The sequence below is a fragment of the Pseudomonas viridiflava genome (assembly GCF_900602065.1).
In the GTDB taxonomy this organism is placed as follows: domain Bacteria; phylum Pseudomonadota; class Gammaproteobacteria; order Pseudomonadales; family Pseudomonadaceae; genus Aquipseudomonas.
Map to the genome: position 1 here is coordinate 1 of NZ_UWFN01000143.1, position 279 is coordinate 279.

Below are 279 nucleotides of genomic sequence, written 5' to 3' on the forward strand. Positions count from 1 at the left end.
GCGCAGAGGAAGCGGGCAAATGGCGCCTGGAAGGCAAGGACTACATCGTCAGGGACGGTGACGTGCTGCACTTCCGTTTCAACGTGTAACCAAACAGGGTCATTCGAAGACTCTGCTCCCTCATTCGAGTGATTACTGCAAAGCCCCTTAACCGGGGCTTTTGCATTTCTGCTGCCCCTGAATTATTTGATGGGGATCACATACCTTTCTATGTAAAATGCGCACTTTCATGTTGCCATCACTGCGTCTGGGTGAACATTTTTTCAGACTGGCACTCAA

General features: G+C 50.2%; 1 protein-coding gene. It reads left to right on the forward strand.

Annotated elements, in window-relative coordinates; translation table 11 throughout:
* A partial coding sequence (locus tag EE949_RS08360; protein WP_122663873.1) for a DUF933 domain-containing protein occupies positions 1-89 on the forward strand: 89 nt, incomplete at its 5' end.
* Between the last annotated feature and the right edge of the window lie 190 nt (positions 90-279).